Annotated in this window: 16 protein-coding genes; 12 read left to right on the forward strand and 4 right to left on the reverse strand. The window is 44.8% G+C overall.

The genetic code is table 11. From position 1 onward, the window contains the following. Positions 1–10: 10 nt before the first annotated feature. Positions 11–1,411, reverse strand: a complete 1,401-nt coding sequence (locus ABH897_RS20565) for a phytase (protein ID WP_404592635.1) — start codon at positions 1,409–1,411, stop codon at positions 11–13. Between the two features lie 113 nt (positions 1,412–1,524). Continuing rightward, positions 1,525–2,400: a helix-turn-helix transcriptional regulator gene (locus tag ABH897_RS20570; RefSeq protein WP_404592636.1), complete on the reverse strand. Its 876-nt coding sequence runs from the start codon at positions 2,398–2,400 to the stop codon at positions 1,525–1,527. Between the two features lie 197 nt (positions 2,401–2,597). Here ABH897_RS20570 and ABH897_RS20575 point away from each other — a divergent pair, with 197 nt between their 5' ends. The 3 genes from ABH897_RS20575 to ABH897_RS20585 all read left to right on the forward strand — a co-directional run bounded on the left by ABH897_RS20575 (position 2,598) and on the right by ABH897_RS20585 (position 7,607). Continuing rightward, positions 2,598–4,541, forward strand: a complete 1,944-nt coding sequence (locus tag ABH897_RS20575; protein WP_404592637.1) for a glycoside hydrolase family 127 protein — start codon at positions 2,598–2,600, stop codon at positions 4,539–4,541. 27 nt (positions 4,542–4,568) lie between these two features. Beyond that, on the forward strand, positions 4,569–5,936 hold the full coding sequence (locus ABH897_RS20580) for a glycoside-pentoside-hexuronide (GPH):cation symporter (protein WP_404520883.1): 1,368 nt from the start codon (positions 4,569–4,571) through the stop codon (positions 5,934–5,936). Between the two features lie 279 nt (positions 5,937–6,215). Continuing rightward, positions 6,216–7,607 (forward strand): MATE family efflux transporter, encoded by a 1,392-nt coding sequence (locus ABH897_RS20585; protein ID WP_404520884.1) that lies wholly within the window; start codon positions 6,216–6,218, stop codon positions 7,605–7,607. 85 nt (positions 7,608–7,692) lie between these two features. Here the strand turns inward: ABH897_RS20585 and ABH897_RS20590 are convergent, their stop codons facing one another. Beyond that, a complete protein-coding gene (locus ABH897_RS20590) occupies positions 7,693–8,682 on the reverse strand; it encodes a zinc-binding dehydrogenase (protein ID WP_404520885.1) in 990 nt (329 codons plus the stop codon). A 135-nt stretch (positions 8,683–8,817) separates the two neighbouring features. On the opposite strand from ABH897_RS20590, the gene ABH897_RS20595 reads away from it, so the two are divergent. Both ABH897_RS20595 and ABH897_RS20600 read left to right on the forward strand, forming a co-directional pair. Next, a complete protein-coding gene (locus tag ABH897_RS20595) occupies positions 8,818–9,696 on the forward strand; it encodes a LysR family transcriptional regulator (protein WP_404592638.1) in 879 nt (292 codons plus the stop codon). Positions 9,697–9,731: 35 nt separating this feature from the next. After that, positions 9,732–10,814 carry an RDD family protein gene (locus ABH897_RS20600; protein WP_404592676.1) on the forward strand — a complete coding sequence of 361 codons (1,083 nt, stop codon included), beginning with the start codon at positions 9,732–9,734 and terminating at the stop codon, positions 10,812–10,814. Positions 10,815–10,907: 93 nt separating this feature from the next. Here the strand turns inward: ABH897_RS20600 and ABH897_RS20605 are convergent, their stop codons facing one another. After that, a complete protein-coding gene (locus ABH897_RS20605; RefSeq protein WP_404592639.1) occupies positions 10,908–13,169 on the reverse strand; it encodes a beta-L-arabinofuranosidase domain-containing protein in 2,262 nt (753 codons plus the stop codon). Between the two features lie 130 nt (positions 13,170–13,299). Between ABH897_RS20605 and ABH897_RS20610 the strand changes: the two genes are divergently transcribed. The 7 genes from ABH897_RS20610 to ABH897_RS20640 all read left to right on the forward strand — a co-directional run bounded on the left by ABH897_RS20610 (position 13,300) and on the right by ABH897_RS20640 (position 19,601). Further along, positions 13,300–14,193 (forward strand): AraC family transcriptional regulator, encoded by an 894-nt coding sequence (locus ABH897_RS20610; RefSeq protein WP_404592640.1) that lies wholly within the window; start codon positions 13,300–13,302, stop codon positions 14,191–14,193. Between the two features lie 362 nt (positions 14,194–14,555). Continuing rightward, entirely contained in the window at positions 14,556–14,960 is a 405-nt protein-coding gene (locus tag ABH897_RS20615) for a hypothetical protein (RefSeq protein WP_404592641.1), read from the forward strand. Positions 14,961–14,976: 16 nt separating this feature from the next. Further along, positions 14,977–15,423 (forward strand): copper amine oxidase N-terminal domain-containing protein, encoded by a 447-nt coding sequence (locus ABH897_RS20620; protein ID WP_404592642.1) that lies wholly within the window; start codon positions 14,977–14,979, stop codon positions 15,421–15,423. Between the two features lie 351 nt (positions 15,424–15,774). Beyond that, a complete protein-coding gene (locus ABH897_RS20625; protein ID WP_404592643.1) occupies positions 15,775–17,196 on the forward strand; it encodes a transcriptional regulator in 1,422 nt (473 codons plus the stop codon). Positions 17,197–17,595: 399 nt separating this feature from the next. Beyond that, the gene (locus ABH897_RS20630; RefSeq protein ID WP_014279234.1) at positions 17,596–18,051 is read left to right on the forward strand and encodes a PTS sugar transporter subunit IIA; all 456 of its coding nucleotides are present in this window, start codon (positions 17,596–17,598) and stop codon (positions 18,049–18,051) included. Further along, on the forward strand, positions 18,051–18,368 hold the full coding sequence (locus ABH897_RS20635) for a PTS fructose transporter subunit IIB (RefSeq protein WP_404592644.1): 318 nt from the start codon (positions 18,051–18,053) through the stop codon (positions 18,366–18,368). The genes ABH897_RS20630 and ABH897_RS20635 overlap by 1 nt, the downstream gene beginning before the upstream one ends. Before the next feature lie 117 nt (positions 18,369–18,485). Then, positions 18,486–19,601, forward strand: a complete 1,116-nt coding sequence (locus ABH897_RS20640; RefSeq protein WP_404592645.1) for a PTS fructose transporter subunit IIC — start codon at positions 18,486–18,488, stop codon at positions 19,599–19,601. Positions 19,602–19,651 lie beyond the last annotated feature (50 nt).

Genomic DNA, 19,651 nt, shown 5'->3' on the forward strand with positions numbered 1-19,651 from the left:
CTGACAGGCATTACTTCGTGCTTCTGTTCACCAATTCACGCGGGTTGATGCCATCGTCTATCATTAGCGGGATGCGTGCGCCCTTGGCGATCTGCTCCCAAGGCACCATTTTAAAATTCTGATTCAGCTTTTTGCCGTTTTGAAGATTTTCATCATCTTGTACAACGAAGATACCGTGCGGGAAGTTCTTGCCTAATCCATAGCCAAGAACATCAATACCGTCTGTAACAGAGGTACCGTCGACTGTAGGGCTGGCACTAATCGTAAAGTTGCTTATATAAGCATTGTCGCTTTGTCGTTCATAGATCGCATAGCTGCTGTTTCCTTGGCTGGAGGCGATAAGATACCCCTTGCCATCTTTGCCGTAATACAATGTAAGTCCCTCTATATCATCCTGAAGTCTGCGCCCGTCTGCAACATCAACACGTCGTAGCGGCTCGGAGGAACCGTCTGGCTCGGCATCATATTTCCAAATGGCGTGATCCTCTTCAGCGATGTAGACCGTGCCATATTCATCATCAGCCACCATGCCCTCGGATTGCGTAGCGAGCTTGAACTGGCGGACCAGATTACCAGCTATTTTGCCATTTCCGTTGTCCGTCAGCTCATATTGTTCAAATTCACCCTCTTTGCCCAAAACGAGTGCGTAAAACTTATCTGTCTTGAGGCTATGGTACAAGCTGAATCCGTACACTTCTTTCATAGATGATTTAATAGGCTGGTCAACCACGTTTGTTAACGTTCCTGATATCCCGTCAATGGCAAAGATATCAACGGTGTTGTTGGTGCGATTGGTTGCTCCTGCAATATCAATCTTTTTACCGCCCAGTGTAAAACCGTACCGGATATCCACATTGTTCATTTTGCCGACCTTATAGTTTTGTAATTGCTTGCCTTGCAGATCATAGACCAGAATTCCGCCGCCTTTATTGGTCGCTACAAGTCTGCTTTTCTCCGGGTCCGCCGGATTGAGCCAGATAGCAGGGTCGTCGGCCGCGTCATCTCCATCCTCCACTGCTTCTGTCTCAGCAGTAGGGGTAACCTTGTAGGTAGGAACTGCGTCTTTGGGATCAGCATATTTGCTGTTTTCTGTCTCAAGCGTGGCAAGCAGCTTTGCCGGAAGATATAAATTCCCGCCGATCATCTTGATTTCACGATCTGCTTCTCCGGTTTGGCCTGCCAGACGATAGGTCTTCTCACCGACGGTAAAGGTGCCGACAATGCCGTTTTTCAGCTTGACCGCAGCAGACTTGTCGTCACTGTCCCATGTAATGACTGCTCCCATTTTTTCCGCCTGTGTTCGCAGCGGTGCATACCCGGATGACTGAACGTCTGCCGCCTTGGTTATTTCAGCAGGTGATACCAAAGCCCCGGCCAAGACTGTCAACAGGGCTAGTTTAGTTGTCTTCATATGTATACCCCTTTTCACGATGTAAAATCTATAGCTGACTCAGTATAAAGGGGCAATATAACGGGAGTATGTTAAAAATGTAAAGGAGATGTAGTGCCTGTACATTTTTCGATTCAATGAGCCGGCTTCCAGTATTGTTGTCTATAGTTTTTCGGGGACATCCCGAATTTTTGTTTAAAGCATTTGGAGAAATAGCTGGCTTGGGAGAACCCCGTTTCCTCTGTAATTTGTTGCACAGACCAGTCGGTTTGCAGCAAAAGACTGCGCCCCTGATCCAATCGGTAATCCATTAAATATTCAAGCGGCGTACGCTGAAAATCGACCTTCATGCATCTGGCGAGATAGTTTTGATGTACGTGAAAATGAGCCTCCAGGTCTTTATTGGTGATCGTATTTTTGTAATTCTGTTTTAAGTATATTTCGATTTGTTCTGCTAACTTGGAGGAACTGCTTTTATAATTCTCATCATATTCCAAACTCTGAAAAATATTCACAAACGTCTGTTGGGCCTCCCATAGGGCCAGCTTTCTAGGTTTTAAGGTAGAGGCTAGTAAGTAGTCTAATTTAGAAAACAGCTCATGGGGATTGATTAGTTTTTGAAATTTGGGTAAATGGATTGTTGTGTGTTCGGAATGAAAATGCAACTCGGGTATGGGTGAGCTTGGTGTGATCAGATTGGGTGAAGCTTGCGCGCACCATGTGCTATTGGTCTGAAAATGGAACCAGTAAAAGGAGGTTTGTTCTGTACATGCCTCAATGGGAAAATGGTGTTTATCCGGTTCGAGAATTAAAGCGGAATTTTGGGTAACCTTCCATGCTTCATCTTCCTCGCCTATGTGCAGCAGTCCTTCTTTGATGATAATAACGTCAAAATAGCCCAAGTTATAACGATTCGGGTGCCAGTCCCCTTTTTGGTATGTAGTAAAATTCCCCTCAATGAAATAAGGCAATGGAGGGACAAGGAAAGATAGAAAGTTTGTTTTGCTCATGGAAGTCAGCTCCTTTATGTGTGTGAAATCGTATAACTTTTAGTTAAAGATCGCGATTTTTTTTATAAGTTCAGGTTGATAAAATAAGGACTGTAGCAAGGGAACCCCAGGTTAGCTTGGCCGGGTATTTATCATTACTTTATCCTTATTTTTTCAAAAATGAAAGCGTTCTATTTTCGGGAAGGGATGTTTATCCAATGAAAACAGCTAAGCCAGTAAAACATGTCGTCGTTGAGGATTCATTTTGGAAAAAGTATAAGCAGGTTGTGGCAGAAGAGGTCATTCCTTATCAGTGGAAAGCATTAAATGATGAGTTACCAGATACAGAACCCAGTCATGCGATTGAAAACTTTAAAATTGCGGCTGGTGAATCCAGCGGGGAGTATTATGGAACCGTTTTCCAAGATAGTGATATTGCAAAATGGCTGGAAACGGTGGCGTTTAGTTTAAGGGATCATCCGAACCCTGCGCTTGAAGAACGGGCGGATGAAGTGATTGCGTTGTTGGGAAGAGCTCAAGCTGAAGATGGCTATTTGAATACGTATTATTTGCTGAAAGAGCCCAACAATCGTTGGACCAACTTACGCGATAACCATGAGCTATATTGTGCGGGACATTTTATAGAAGCGGCGGTTGCTTATTACGAAACGACAGGCAAAACGAAGTTCCTTCACATTATGGAGAAATACGTGGACCTGATTCAGCAGGTTTTTGGTACGGAAGCGGGGAAACGAAAAGGCTATCCTGGGCATGAAGAAATCGAGCTGGCTTTGATCAAATTATACGACGTAACTGCAAAGAATCAATATCTCAAATTAGCGCAATATTTTATTGAACAGCGGGGGCAGCACCCGATTTACTTTGAAGAGGAACGAGAAAACAGAAAACAAATTCAAACAGAGCCCACCTGGAATGATGATAACAACATTAATTTTGGCTTAGGCTTCGAATACCAGCAGGCACACAAGCCTGTCCGGAAACAAACGGAGGCTGTTGGTCATGCCGTAAGAGCGGTGTACTTGTATATTGCAATGGCAGACTTGGCTGCGAAGACAGGAGATGCCTCCCTTTTAAAAGCCTGTGAAGCCCTGTGGGACGATGTTACGAACCGAAAAATGTATATTACCGCTGGCATCGGATCTTCTGTAAATGCAGAAGCGTTCACTTGCAATCATGATCTCCCGAATGACAGCATGTACTGCGAAACCTGTGCCTCTGTAGGGCTGGCCTTTTGGGCCAATCGTATGCTGCGCTTAGCACCAGACCGGAAATATGCCGATGTGCTGGAACGTGCGCTGTACAATGGAACAATTAGTGGGATGGATCTGGATGGAAAACGATTTTTCTACGTCAATCCACTGGAAGTTAATCCTTTTCAAAAATCCAGAAAAGATCAGGAGCACGTAAAAACAGAACGGCAAAAATGGTTCTTCTGTGCGTGCTGTCCGCCCAATTTGGCCCGCATGATCGCATCGGTCGAAGACAATATGTACACCCAAACCGAGGATACGTTGTATACACATCTGTATATTGCAAGCAAGGTAAACATGGTTTTATCCGGTCAAGAGGTGGAAATTACACAGACTCATCATTATCCATGGGATGCGGATCTGACCTTTTCGATTCATGTAGCAGAGCCGACTTCGTTTACATGGGCTTTGCGGATTCCGGGGTGGTGCAAGCAGGCAGAGGTGAAGGTGAATGGCGAAACCATTTCATTACATCATCTGAAAAAAGGCTATGCAGAGATTCAGCGCACCTGGAATGATGGTGATGTGGTAACCCTGCATTTGGCTATGCCGGTGGAACGGATTCGGAGCAATACTCTTGTCTCCATGAATCAGCAGCAGGTCGCTCTCCAACGTGGTCCAATCGTGTTTTGTCTGGAAGAAGTGGATAACGGGGAGAACCTGGCGGGATTAAGATTGCCGAAGGACAGTCTCATTACCGAAGAGTTTAGCGAAAACCTGCTTGGTGGCATTGTAAAGCTGACCACGGAGGGGTATCGGGTGAAAGGTTCACCGACATTATATAGCTCGGAGCCCCCTGAATTGGTTTCTCAACAAATCACAGCTATTCCTTACTACGCCTGGTGCAACCGGGATAAAGGAGAAATGCGTGTGTGGGTTTATGAATCATAATTCATTCTTATGGGGAGAGAAGAGATCATGAGCACGAGAATTGTGAGTACGGAACCACCCGAGAAAGCAGACAGTACTGTTCCTTTTCATCGTAAAATCAGCTATTCATTAACGGATACAGCAGGCAATCTTTTATACTGTGTCATTTCCAGCTATTTATTATATTTTTATACAGATGTGTTCGGTCTTTCTATTGGAATTGCCGGGACCTTACTATTTATCACCCGCTTCATTGATGCCATTGATGCCCCGATTTGGGGCATCCTGATTGACCGGACCAAGTCAAAATACGGGCAGAGTAGACCTTATTTTCTATGGTTATGTATCCCGTTTGCGGTGTTCATGGTTCTTACGTTCACAACACCCAACTGGAGTGAGTCTGGAAAGATTGCGTACGCGGCGATCACTTATATCATAGCCGGTATCCTGTATACAGGAATCAGTACGCCAATTACGTCCATTCTGCCTAACCTGAGCACGAACTCTAACGAGCGCGTCGTATTGAACTCCTTCCGTATGGTCGGGGGGAATGTGGGCTTCTTCATAGCTACGACGTTTACATTGCCTCTGGTTGCCTTCTTTGGACAGGGGAATGATCAAAAAGGTTTTTCCTTAACGCTCGTTTTATTTGGAATCATGGCCGTTATTATGTTTTTGATAGCGTTTGCCGATTTGCGAGAAAATGCAGCGGTTAAAACGAAATCCGTTCCGATTGCTAAAAGTTTTACAGCCATCAAACGAAACTGGCCCTGGATGCTCGTCGTAGCTGCTAATTTGTGCTACTGGATTGGCTTGAATATCCGTTCAGCGACGCTTATCTTTTATCTGCAATACAATCTGGATAGCAAGGACTTGGTACCTTTAATCAACGGACTGACCTCTTTACAATTGATCTCGATGGTCCTGATTCCGTTTTTCGCCAGAAAATTAAGTAAAAATTCGATCATGATTATTGGATTGATCCTGGCTGCATTGGGTCAGGTTGTGATTTTAATGGGAAGTACGGACTTAACCCTCATTATAATTGGTTGGATTATTGGTGCGTTAGGATCAGGCTTTGCATGTTCTATGCCGTTTGCGATGTTATCAGATACAGTTGATTACGGGGAATGGAAAAATGGTATTCGGGCAAGTGGATTCCTGACCTCCATTGGAAGCGCATTCTGTATTAAAGCGGGTAGCGGAATCGGCGGATTATTGCCGGCATGGATCATGGGCAGCACCGGTTACATCGCCGGGAAGGTCCAAACGCCTACTGCGTTGTCTGGAATTCAGTTCAGCTTTATCTGGCTACCGTTTATCGTCTTCCTGATCGGTATCATTCCTATGTTCTTGTATAAAAAATTCGAAAAGAACGAAGCTTCCATTCAACAGGATTTAATTGCGAGAAGATAATTTTAATTCGTCTAACAAGGATTTAATCATATCGTAAAAACATTAATGCCACTTCAAAACCTGTTCACTGAACTGAGCAGGTTTTTGTGTTTTTTTCTATTTTTAAATGTGAGCAAAACCATTGACAGGATTTTCTTTTGGAGTGATACTTCTATGTAGAGAAAAGTGTACGAAATCAAGAACTAGGTACATCTAGCCTTGCAACTCTATACATTTTCCCGCCATGGAAGCTCTTCTGTTGAAGGGTTTTTTTCAATTTGATAAAAAGAATGTGATGATATGAGTCAACTGAGTGTAAGAATAAGAACACATGGCTTTCTGAATAGGCATTTTTCGGGAGCGTCTATTGATTATCGACAGATTATTGCTCTGTTTATCCCGCTTCTAATTGATCAGGCTTTTATTGTGGGTCTTAATTTGGTGAATACGGCAATGATCAGCTCATCGGGTATGGCGGCGGTCAGCGCGGTGAATATGATTGATTCCCTGAATATTTTCTTGATTAATGTGTTTGTTGCTGTATCCACCGGGGGTACGGTTGTCGTTGCGCAGTATAAGGGTAGCGGTAACGACCTGATGGTCTCCAAAGCCGCATCGGGTACCATTTCCTCCGTTTCTTTGCTGGCCTTAGCTATCAGTCTGTTTATGATCTTGCTGTACAATCCGATCTTAAGTGTTCTGTTTGGCTCCGCCTCGGCTGATGTATTAGCTAACGGTAAGGTGTATCTGCTGGGAAGCTGTATGTCTTTCGTGGGGATTGCGATCGTTGAGGCGGTGTGTGGAGCGCTGAGGGGGATCGGGAAGACGAGGGCATCGCTGGCTCTTTCTCTCATCATGAACCTCTCGTACGTGCTTCTAAATGTAGTATTCATTAATGTATTGGATATGGGTGTGCTGGGCATGACGATTGCCGTAAACGTGTCCAGATATGCAGGGGCAGTCTGCGCGTTGATCTATTTGGTCAGGGTAGATGACGATTTGCGTGTTCAGCTTAGAGATATGCTTTATTTTAATCTAGCCATGCTTAAAAAGATTCTGTTCATCGGACTTCCTTTTGCAGCAGAGCAGATGTTTTTCAATGGGGGTAAAATTTTAACCCAAATTTTCATTGTGAGCCTGGGAACAAATGCGTTGGCGACGAATGCCATATGCTCATCACTGGCTAACGTGTTCCAAATTCCTGCGAATGCCTTGGCTCTTACGATTGTGACTGTAGTTGGTCAATGTATGGGTCGTCGAAATGTCGAGGATGCCCGCAAGTTTACCAAATCATTTATTTGGCTATCGTCTTTTTCTTTTATTGTAATGGGATTAATCCTGATGCCTTTGTTCAAGCCGATGGTGGGGCTATTTCATCCGCCTGCTGAAATCGTAGATGACATTTTCATTGTCATACTGATTAATACGTTGGCCCAGATCCCGCTCTGGTCCATCGCCTTTATTACACCCTCTGCGCTTAGAGCAGCAGGTGATTCGAAATTTACATCCCTCACCTCGATGCTGTCCATGTGGTTGTGCCGGGTGGTGCTGGGGTATATTTTGGGCATTGTGTTCAATCTGGGGATTGTTGGTGTCTGGCTGGCTATGGATATTGAATGGGGCGTGCGGGGGATTGTTTTCCTTTGGCGCTTCCGCGGCAACAAATGGGTCCAGCATCGTTTGATCGACTGAGTAGGTCCACTACCATAAAATTGACTTCTGGATGAAGGCATTTTATAGTAGTAGATTTTTTTCTTCCTGTACTTCGTTCAGGCTCTTACTTCATCCTGATCCCTATATTACCTAACTGTGCTCCCTGCTGCATACGGTGGAAGGCTTGTGCCGTGTCTTGTAAAGGGAATACGCTATCTATAATTGGATGGAGTGCATGGCGCTCCATGAATTGAAGCATATCTGCGAATTCCTCGCTGCTGCCCATGGAGGTGCCGATGATGCTGATTTGAGGGAAAAATATAGACCGCAGCGGAATCTCTATTCGATCTCCTGAGCTTGCGCCAAATGTAACGATTCGACCATTCGGTTTGAGGATTTCCAGGTATTTGTCGAACGTAGCAGGGCCGATACTGTCAAGGATCAGATCCACGGAGTCTCCGTTCATACTTTCTTTCCAATCGTCATGGCTGTCAAATGCTTGATTAGCGCCATGGGCGAGGGCAGCTTGTCTTTTCGCTTCGCTACGTGATGTGACGCTGACCCGTGCGCCCGCCGCTAAAGCCATAAGCATGGCATACGTGGCTACGCCGCCGCCAATGCCGGGAATGAGGACGTGCTCACCCTGCTGTAATTGGCCTCTGGTAAAGAGAGCGCGGTAAGCGGTTAAAGCAGACAAAGGTAGCACCCCTGCTTCGTCCCAAGATAGGTAAGTTGGCTTGCTGACGGCATTTTGGACGGGGATGATAACCGATTCAGCGAATGTCCCGTCTGAAGGTCCGCCCAGAATGGCTGGGACCAAAGGGACGTGGTGCGTATTCTCCCATCCGATACATGGATTGATGATTACATCAGTACCTACGAGCGAGGTTGGGACGCCATCGCCCACAGCCTCGATCACACCTGCGCCATCCGACCCGAGAATGAGTGGAGTATCGTTGGCTGTTCGATCCGCTATGAGGAACAGATCCCGATGGTTCAAGCCTGCGGCTTGGAGTCTTACCTTCACTTCGTCGTGCCCGGGTTGTCTATCGGTAACGTCTTTATACATTAGGCCTTCAAGGCCGTTTTTGCTGGCATGTATCATAGCTTTCATTGTAAAACCTCCCGTGGTTCGAATTGAGATGCATTTGCATGTATATTGAATTGTACAGAGCGATAAGCATCCGGTAAAATGAACAAAATCGAACGTGAGTATCATAAATGATCATACCAAGCAGGTGACGTATATATGGAAAGCAGTGATTTGAAAATATTTCAGGCTGTTGCTCGCGAGGGCAGTATCACGAAGGCTGCGCAGGTTTTGAACTATGTACAGTCCAATGTGACCTCCCGGATTCAGCAGCTTGAGGCACAATTGAACGTACCGCTTTTTCGTCGATCTAATCGCGGAATGACGCTAACGCCGGCAGGAGAGAATCTGTTGGGGTATGCGGATACAATCCTGACCTTGCTGGACGAGGCTGTAAAGTCCACTCAATATTCGGACCATCCTACGGGACCTTTGCGATTGGGCTCGATTGAGACAGCGGCGGTCACGCATTTGACTTCATTATTGGCGGAATACCACTCACAATACCCGGATGTCCAACTATCCCTTTTGACAGGCGGCACGCATGATCTCGTACAAAAGGTATTGAATTATGAATTAGATGGAGCCTTCGTCTATGGGCCTGTCGATGATCCGCATATAGAGCATGTTGCGGCCTATGAAGAGGAATTGGTGCTTATCTCGGAACCTGGGAACAAGAACATGGGCGAGCTGCTTGCCAAGCCTATGCTGTTTTTCGACGTGGGCTGCACACATCGGGCAAGAGCGGAAAGGTTTTTGAGCGAAACAGGTATTAATGCCTATCAGATTATGGAATTTGGAACATTGGAAGTTATTCTGGGTGGTGTAGCTTCTGGTCTGGGAGTGTCCATGCTGCCACAATCCTCGATTGCGAAGGCGGAGGAAACGGGAAGTATTGCTTCACATCGTCTGCCTGAAAAATATCGGAAATTGGAGGTGTGGTTTGTTCATCGGCGGGATTCCGTTTGCTCCAGTGCGCTGTCAGGCTTGCTTCACTGGATGAAAAGGAATGCTATACTGAATGAGGATTTAATTTGACATTAGAGGTGTATGATTTGGAAGAACAAGATTTAATGAAACATCCATCCACCGTAGTATCGGGTGAGCATGTAGTCAATGGGAGCTATATTCGACCCAAGCCGGACAGGATGGCTGTGTTATCAGCAACATACGGAGCCTCTATTTTTTTCAGAAGATGGGCTGCCTGGATGATTGACTTCATCCTTATCGTTTTTGGATATGGAGGACTGGTTTATTTTGCAGCGAAAAAGTTAGCTGCTGCCGAAAGTCCCAATATCGTTATGGTTGTGGGTATCTTCCTGATCGGCTCCTTCTGCTATTATCTCTTACTGGAAGGACTTACAGGCTACACGCTGGGCAAATATCTTCTTCGTATCCAAGTTGTGAATGGGGAAGGAAGCTCGCCGGGCATGGTTAAATCGTTGATCCGCACCGCCATACATCTGGTGGATACGAATCCGCTGCTTTTCTGGGGGTTACCTGCAGGTATATGTGTGCTGGCGACACCCAAAAAACAACGGCTGGGTGATATGGCTGCGGGTACATATGTTGTAAAGGTACGGGATCTGAGAGCTGTGGGAAGAAAGAAAACCGGGATTTTTGCAGGGGCAATCATCCTGATGACGATCATTTCGGCCATCTTTGCTGTATCCCTTATTTCTTCTCTCATCACACAAGTAACCAAGCCCGACGTTTTTGTCAGTAAGGACGATCAGTTTGAAGTTACGGCTCCGTGGAGCTGGTCACGGGATTATACGATTAATGAGGATGCGGATATCTCCATTAAAAATGAATTTACAGAAAGATACTTGATTGTATTATCTGAACCGAAAAGCGATTTCGACAGCAGTATGACTCTTCAAGAGTATAAACAGATCATTCAGGGCCATATAGAATCAGGGCTTACAACCCCTGAATCGGGAAAGGTTTCCAACATCGTTGTAAACGGCTATCCTGCTATTGAATTTACCCTAAAAGGAGAAGTGGAGGAAGTTCCGATCATGTATAACGTGACTACGATTGAAACTCCTTCGCATTATCATCAAGTGCTTGCCTGGACGTACGCCTCCCGATATGGTCGATCACAGCAAGAATTGCGCGAGATTAGAAACAGCTTCCGTGAAGTTAAACATTAGGCTTTACCTATGATGTTAAGCAATACAGCGCGCAGTAAGCAGAAAAAGCAGACGGCTCACAGGAGCGTCTGCTTTTCTTGTATATAAGTCATTTTATCCCGCATTAGAATGTCGAATTACCCGCAATCCCGCGACCTTCGCAACCTTGCCTAGTGGATGGGCTTTGAACTGGATCGTAACTTCATCCTTTTGAGCCGTCACGGACAGAGGAAGCTCATAGACGAAGGTCTCGAATTTGTTCATTTCCTCCGACTCCAGCTTGCCTTCTTCTAAAATCTGTCCATCTGCGATGATATCAAAGTCACGATGAGAGCGGTCAGCATCCTTGAGATAAGTCACCGCTAAGTGGACCGGCTCATCCGGAAGAATCTTCATGACAAAAGAAAACCAGCCCCCAGGCCAGGTATCACGATATTTACGGTTATAGATAGAGCCCAGACTCACATGTTCGCCTGCAAAGGCATGATCCCGTTCAGGCTGCATTTCGGCAGGCTGCACAACATCCACCGTAAGTTGTTCGAGCTGCAACTGATAGGCTAACGCAGTACGGTATTCCGCCTCTGTGGACGTCCATTCTTCCTTGGAAAAGAGGTCCCAGTAAACAGTATAAGAACGATCATACATCTGATAAAATGGGCGAAGCTCCAAGTCTCTGACATACCCTAAATCGTTCATCCGGAACACATTTGGCTTGTTCCCGTCAGGAACCAGCTTCGAGGTCAACGAATCAGTTGCTCCGACCAGAACAGACGCAAGCAGATGCTCTTCATTGGACTCCTGTTCTACGGGTCCAAGGTCTCCAGCCAGCACAAGCGGCCCATACATAAAAGCAATCCGGCGCGGATTATCCGGCATTCCCTCGACTCTCACCGTCATGGGAATGTCATACTCGACCGTATCCCCATCGTTCCATTCCCGTTCGATTACAACATAGCTGGTAGGGCAAGCCTCCGCGGCAAACTCTTCCCTGTTGATTTTGATGATCATACCTTGTTCCGCCCAATGCGGGCATCTCAGCTTGATTGTGAAGAATTTTGACTCCTTGCTGATGACGCGCAGCGTTCCCCGACCATTTTGCGGAAAGAGAGTCTCTTGTTTGAGCTGTACGCCCATCTCATCCCAAGTCACGGTAGAAGGGACATACTGATTGACATAGATCGTTTTTGGTGTGTGAAAGTAGATTGCAGTACCGTACATGGAGTGGCTTTCCATACCGGAACCGACACAGCATGTAAAATCCTCATATTGAGAATTGAAGGACTTGTGCCCGCCCATTTCCAGCGATACAAAGTAGCATACACGTCCATCGACGGGCTGCTGTGAAGCCAGAATATGATTGAACATTGCCCGTTCATAGTAGTCTGCGTACGCTGCATATGCGTCCCATTCGAACATATGCCTCGTTAATTTCAGCATGTTATAGGTGTTACAGGTCTCACAGGTGCCTTCGCCCAGGCGGTCATTCAGCTTCCCCGGCTCCCCAAAATGCTCATTATAGCTATTGCCGCCAATGACATAGGAATGCTTGTGAACAACCCGATCCCAGAAAAAGCGGGATAGATCCGCATATTGCGGTTTCCCGGTCATTTCATATTGCCGTGCAGCGCCAATGATTTTGGGAATTTGGGTATTGGCATGCCGTCCTGCCAGCGTATCGAGGTTTTCTGCCAGATCGTTCAGCACTTCCCCATGATAAAAGCGTTCTGCCAGCTTCAAGAAGCGCTCTTCCCCGGAATGTTCGGCCAGATCCGTCAGCACCTCGTTCATGCCGCCAAACTCGCAATGCAGCACCTGCTGCACCTGATCATCGTTCAGTTCTTGGAATACGTCCTCCAGCCAGTTGCCAAGTTTGATTTCCATCGCCAGAGCCTTGGGATGATGCGCGAGCAGATAGGCATCCCGTAAACCAGCGAAGAGCTTATGCATGGTGTATAGCGGCACCCAGCCTCCGTTCAGATCAAAGCCCTGCGAGCGTATATCGCCAGCCTTCACTTCCTCGAAAAGCTCTTTCCCACGCGGAATACCGGAAATGTATCCGTTTCCATGATTATTTTGACATATTTCCAGCTCGTCGATGACATAATGTACTCGTTCAAGCAGCTTTTCGTCACCCGTTGAGGCAAACATCAGCGAGCAGCCGGACAGATAGTGACCGAGGGTATGCCCGCTGATGTCGCGGGATTCCCAGCCTTCATAGTGAGCCGCTTTGGGCTCCAGTCCTGCATATTCACGAAAGCGCGATAATAAACGGTCGGGTTCCAAACTCAGCAGATAAGCTGCGTTCAGTTCCATAGCATGGTAAAGTGGGCCGGAATCAATGCTTACGTTATGCAAGTCAAAAGCTTCTGCTTTCAAAATCATCGCTCCTTAGCTAAGATGAAAGTGTATATTTCTCCACTACATTAGCATTGCCATCGCGGTATGTCAGTAGCTTAACCATACAATGGGTGGACAAATCCGAACATGAAGCTAAAGAGGCGATAACATGACCTATCTGAAAGTCAATGTAGATGCTCCCATTCAACTAATCTCGGCAGGCGAGTTTGTTTCCGAGGTGCCCTGGAAGCATATGAGCCGTTCCATTGAGAACTTTGAGTTGATCCTTGGTGTGCGGGAGACGGTATATATACGGGAGGAACAGGAGCATTTTGAGGTAGGAGAAGGGGATATTCTATTGCTTTATCCCGGTTGTACGCATGGAGGATACCAGGAATCGGTGCCGGGAGTTACATTTTACTGGTTTCACTTCGATGTTCCTACGACCCCAAATGTATTATCCCATGAAGAAATGAAGCAGGAGACCCGCGTTATGGATGCTCATTTGCAGCGCCATGGTTTTGTACGGGATATCTATCTACCGCAATGCGTGCGCGCGGACAATGGAGACCGGATTCATATTATCGTCAATCAGATTCTGCACGTAGCCAATTCGCACTATCTTACGTATCACAGTGTAAATTATCTGTTCACCTCGCTGCTGATCGAGATATCTGAGCTGGCCCTCAGCCGCTTGACCTCCAGTCCCGCCAGCCCACAGGGGAATGTGAGCTTTAACAAAATTATCGAGTGGACCCGTATTCATGCCGAAGAACCGATGACAGTGACGGATTTAGCCCGAAAATTCAATTACAACAAGGATTATATATCCCGTTTGTTCAAGCAAAATACAGGTATGCGCCCCTTGGAGTTCATTCACAGCATCCGTATCAATAAAGCCAAGGAGCTGATTTCCCGTACCGATATGAGCATTAGGCAGGTTGCGGAAGAAGCGGGATATACGGATGAGAAGTACTTTATGCGTATGTTTAAAAAAATAGTGAATATGACCCCTTCGCAGTACCGGAATGCCTATCATAAAACATTTATGAACAAAGTCTAATGAGAAGCTAAAGCGCCTTGTGCGCTTTTTTTATTGTCTAGGAAATTATACAGTCTTAAAAAATTTGGTTATGAAGGACCACTTTTATAGATTCAAGGAGATGCACAGTCATCATCTACCTGAGGCTCTTCACACTTCGATTACGGAGACGGTGAATAAAGCGATTCGGTGTGGAACTTATTCACCAGTTAGGGTGATTTCGTTCTTCTAACCCAAAAGGGTAAAAGAAAAATCGAAGACATTATATATGTCTATTCATTCTTAAAAAATTAACATTTGATGTTTTAAATAGATTTTTATGTTTACAAATAGGGAAAAAGTAGTAGGATTATCTCGTGTAATATTTTCAAAAATTTTCTATTTTGGAGGGTACAAATGGGAGGGGAATTGTAATACATAAACCGGATGATGTATCTAGTGCCCGAATTAATGAACTTGTAAACCGTTTTAAGAAGGGAATCGAAGAGGACAGAGCTAGTAACCAAAAGATAAGCTTGAATCAAAATGTGTCGGAAAGTGTCTATGATAATGCCATTTATGATTACACTAATGATAGTCTCAGCATTAATAGCGTCGATCAATGGAAGCTTCTATCAACTGTTGTTTCGACTGGAGACAGAGGGAGAAATAAAGCTATCTATTCAAGTATTAAAGTAGACGGTGCATCAGTTCCAAGCAGTGCCTTTAATGCGCCGCTTACTGATTATGCTAGTATCACACGCGATGGTAATAACACTGTTACCATTACTGCGTCAGGAAAAAATTAATAAAGGGTGATTATTAATGAAAAGAAATCTTGTCATATTTTTTTTGATGCTATTCATAACAGCAAGTTTCTCTGGAGTGATTTATGCTGATATTGCCCAACCTACAGTTTATATTGATAACGAAAAAATTGACTTTGAAGCTTTTATTTCCTATGGTGGGACAGCAATGGTTCCGTTTCGTGAAATCTTCGCCAGATATGGGATGGAAGTTAAATGGGATAACGCTCAAAAAACAGTAACCGCCTCAAGTAAGGACGGTTCCACTGTAATAAAATTGACTAATGGTAGTAACGATGGTTATGTGAATAATATAAAGTATAACCTGACGCAATCCCCGGCTTTAGTTAATGGAGTTTTTTACGTGAACCTTAGGTTCATTAGTGAATCCATAGGTGCGAAAGTGAATTATGATAAACCATCACTTTCTATACACATAACTCTCCCTAAAGCTGCAAAAGAATAGAAACTTAACCCCGGAAATATTCCGGGGTTATTTTTTTGGTCGAAATGTTTGTATTTCGAGAGATCAACAGTTACAAACAAATAGCTGGACATTGAGTGTTTGAGATTGGACGCGATGTTGGTCTGTGAACAAGTTTCTTTGCCGCATGATGATACCCTTAATCAAGAAATTTTTATAAACAATCCAAAAAGGTATCTTAAGTAAATATCTGAGAAGTATATGATTTTGTACCAAAAGATGGTACAATCAAGAGCGATAAAAACAAATCTATTATACTACTTGTTTCTTAATTACATAATTTATTTAACTATGCATCATATGACGATTTTATGCTGAAAGGGTGGCTTATCCATGAAAATCACACCCACGATACGCGCAGAAATTCAAACCTATCTGAGACGGAAAGGATTGAGTATGACCAAGTTTGGACACATCGCTGGCATGAATCCGGGTACAGTGAGCGGTATTGTAACGGGCAATCGTACCATTTCGATGCATCAATTAGATAGAATTACGATGGGCATGAATTTATCACCGGATTATTTTTATGAAAGATACGTTGAAGAAAATGTGATAGATGCACCGCTGAACTGGAAAAGAATCAGCCCGTTCTTGTATCGCTGTGTGCAGTTTCGGCGCGTAGACTGTTTGCAAAAAGTAGTAAGTGTCCTGCTGGATAAACCGAATTATCTCCATTATCTCTTTGAATTAGCCGAGGATTGTTATGAACAAGGTTATAATGAAGCAGCGGCTTACCTATACGAGAACATCGCTGAGGGTGAGAAGCAGCAGCATTCAGAGCGATTGGCAGTTTGCCAGTATCGTTTGTTCACAATTCAGGTTGGTGATGATCAGAATCGTAATCTTAGGGCAGCTACGATATTTGAAGCCTTTGTTGAGAGACTAGATGAAATAGACCAGCTTGACGCATTGAAGGATTTGGCTAATGTGTATAGGTCTTTGCGTATATGGGACAAGGTTGATGAAACAGCTAAAAAAATGAAGATGAAGGCGGAAATCCAATATACTTTAAAACATAAACAGGACAGCCGAGAACACACCGACTCTACTGATAAGCTAAGTCGTCCCTTGTTTGTGTACATCACCTATGCTGACCTATTGTGTGCAGGTGTTAGTGAAGCCCAAGGCGATTATCAACAAGCTCTACAATATACATACGCCTATGCTGATTTAAGTTGGGTCAAAGAGACGGACGAAGATGCACTATATTGGATAAAACTGTATCAACATTGGGCGCAAGCTAATGTACTTGCAAATAAGCTTTTATCTGGAGATGTAAGTGTGCTACATGAATATCTAAACTATATTGATGCATCGTCAGATACAATTCAAGAAGATAGGGTCACTCAACTACTTAACATTATGATAGCAGCTAACCTTTATAAGTTAGATGTAAATGATGTACTCAAACGATTTGAAACGGAGATTGCGTCTTTTTCACAGCAACCATCATCAGATGATATGTATACCCAGCAAGTGATACCAGACTACTCGGCGTGGTGTGGTTACGAATTGGCTTACTATTATTTAAATCAGGGGATGTACAGTGATGGTTTTAATCAATTGCTATGTGCGATGGTAAAAGCACATATACTAAACAATGAGACATATTTTATAAATTGTATAGGTTTGTTTGTGCGTTTCAAAGCCCATGCGGTTCCTGAAACCAAAACAGAGTTTTTCACTCTTATTGAAAAGGTGTGGTGGTTAAATAATGTTGAAAAAAGTGGTAATGCTGATCGTAGCGAGTAGTTTTTTGTTTACCTTAATTATGCCCATTCATCTGGACAGTCATAATGAGGTATTTCAAACTTTTGCACAGCATGGAGGTTCTTAAACGTGTAACAAATTGAATTTCAAAAATACACTCCCTAAAAAGAATCTAGTTACGAACCAGCAGGTCACCACGGGGGAATTTAATCATTCTTAATATGGATCAATGGGGAACAAGGCAGAACACTAAATCACATAAAATTTAAGAGAAGGTTAGATGGGATTATCCGTCTAGCCATTTTTTTATTCCCAAAAATTAACTCTAATGCATTTCCGCTTGGATAGGGAAATTTTATAGGTAAAACATTAGAGGAGAGTCGGCTAGAATGAACTTGTAAGCGTTTCACTTATAGATAGAAGGGAGGAGAGACATCCACCATGATTACTAGAGAACAGATTTATCTGGATGAGAAGCTGGAGACAAAATCGGCTGTATTTGAATTTATTGCCCAAGAGGCTGAGAAGCTGGGTGTCACCGTCCATAGAGAACAGCTGGTGCAGGATTTGTGGGAAAGGGAGAAGGTATATTCGACGGGCCTTCAGGATCAGTTTGCCATACCTCATACGCAGAGCGAAGCAGTCACAAGACCAGCAGTTCTGGTTATCCGATTGCAAGATAGTATTGATTGGGCATCTCATGACGGTAAGCCTGTCCAGTATATTTTCAGTATTTTGGTGCCAAAAGGTTCCGTGGATGTATCCCATTTGCAAATTATATCCTCACTCGCAACCCTTCTATTGGAGGATTCCTTCAAAGAGGCAGTAGCGGGTGCCAAGAGCGGCGACGATGTGTATCATTTGCTCGAACAATATACAGAAGGGTTGGTGTCATAATGAAAATCGTAAGCGTTACATCGTGTATAGCAGGTTTGGCTCATACCCCCATGGCGGCAAAAGCACTGGAAAAAGCAGCAGCACAGCTCGGTCACAACATTAAAGTGGAACAGCAGGGTGCGCTAGGCCAGGTGAACAAGCTTACGGAGGAAGAGATTGCAGCAGCGGACTTTGTACTGATTGCCTCGGACCAGACAGTAAAGGAAGCGGAGCGTTTTGAGGATAAACGAATCGTTCGTGTCAAAATCGGTCATGCGGTCAACAATGCGGAAGCGGTTCTCACCAAAGCGGTAGAAGCCATCTCGGCTCAAAAATAAGGCTAAGACTGGGGAACAGCAACATGTAGTAAAAAAGAAAAGCAGCAGCGTAGCTGCCTTGAATAACAACCGATTAGCCTTTGGATAACAGTAGTATTCAAGATAGGAGAGAACATGATGAAAAAATGGCTGAGTGAAGCTAGAAAGCATCTAATGACAGGCATTTCCTACCTCCTGCCAGTTATTATTGCAGGTTCCCTGATTGTTGCGGTGTGTAAGATTATTGGACTGACGATGGGGGTCACGGACTTCGGCCCCTATGCCGATAAAAGCGGATTTCTTCATATTTTATACTTGATCGAAAATGTAGGCTGGCGCGGAATTGGGCTACTGAACATGGTGCTGGCCGGATATATCGCCTACTCGATTGCCGACAAGCCTGCGCTTGCTGCGGGGCTGATCGGCGGTGTACTGGCACAGGAAACGAACGCCGGATTTCTGGGTGCCCTCGTTGCCGGGTTCTTTGCCGGATACATCACCTTATGGGTGAAAAACAAAGTGAAAATCACTGGCCCGGCCGCAGGTTCTGTTCCACTGATTATTCTGCCGCTTATTACGGTGGGCTTAACGGGGATTCTCATGTCCGTCATTCTGGGTGGACCGCTCAGTGCGATTAACGAAGGACTGGTTAACTGGATCAAGCATATGAGTGAAAGCGGAACCAGTACTCTGGTGCTTGCCCTGATTTTGGGAGCCATGATTGGATTCGACCTTGGCGGACCTGTCAATAAAGCAGCCTGGATGGCGGGAAATGCGTTATTCCTGTCAGGTGTATATTTGCCTAATATTTTCGTAAACATTGCCATCTGTATTCCACCATTGGGCTATGGACTTGCGACTCTGATTCTGAAGCATCGTTTTTCCAAAACGTATCGGGAAGCTGGAAAAGGCTCCGTGATCATGGGTGTTATCGGAATCACCGAAGGGGCTATTCCCTTTACGCTGCGCAACCCTGCCAAGCTGATTCCACTGAACATGATTGCCTGTGCAGCAGGTGCGGCATTGACAGCTTTGCTGGGCGCACATGTCATCATGCCTCCAATCGGCGGCCTGTATGGTGCGATATCCGTAGGTGCTCCATTTGCTTATCTCGCAGGAGGGATTACGGGAGCTTTAATCATTGTAGCGGGTACCCTGCTCGTCAACTTCCGTGAGGAAGAAAAGCTGCAGGCAGATACGAAGGAAGCATCCGTCAAGAAAAATGGAGAAGACATTGAACTGGTATTTGACTAAATTATTCCTGAACTTCACTAGATAAGTTGAATTCAAAAAATGCACATTAA

This window comes from Paenibacillus sp. RC73 (assembly GCF_044908085.1).
Taxonomy (GTDB): domain Bacteria; phylum Bacillota; class Bacilli; order Paenibacillales; family Paenibacillaceae; genus Paenibacillus; species Paenibacillus terrae_A.